Genomic DNA, 510 nt, shown 5'->3' on the forward strand with positions numbered 1-510 from the left:
GCCGCCATCGTTATCGGTGGCGGTATAGCTGAAGGTGACGTCGCGGCTCTCGCCCGCGGCGAGACCGTCGAAGTCGGTGCCGGGCGTGAAGCTGTAGCTGCCGTCGCTATTAAAGCTGAGGCTGCCGTTGCCGGTGCCGACATCCGTCGCCAGGTCGTAACCGGCGATGGTGCCATCGACATCGGACGCCGCCGGCACCTGGCCGGTGAGAAGGGTGTTCTCGCCGGTGGTGGGGGTACCGGCGAGAGCGACCGGGGCATCGTTAGTGCCGGTGACGGTAATGGTGACGGTCTTGGGCGCACTGACGCCGCCATCGTTATCGGTGGCGGTATAGCTGAAGGTGACGTCGCGGCTCGCGCCGGCAGCGAGACCATCGAAGTCGGTGCCGGGGGCGAAGCTGTAGGAACCGTCGGCGTTGAACGTCAGGCTACCGTTGCCCTGACCTACGCCGGCGTCGAGCGCGTAGCTGGCGATGGTGCCATCGACGTCACTTGCTGCTGGAACTTGCCC

The 510-nt window shown here is 66.3% G+C and carries 1 protein-coding gene; it reads right to left on the bottom strand.

The genetic code is table 11. From position 1 onward, the window contains the following. Nucleotides 1–510 (bottom strand): Ig-like domain-containing protein (locus BTW07_RS19235; RefSeq protein ID WP_167369311.1); only part of this gene is annotated, 510 nt, incomplete at both ends.

Source organism: Salinicola socius (assembly GCF_001937195.1).
GTDB classification, from domain to species: Bacteria; Pseudomonadota; Gammaproteobacteria; order Pseudomonadales; family Halomonadaceae; genus Salinicola; species Salinicola socius.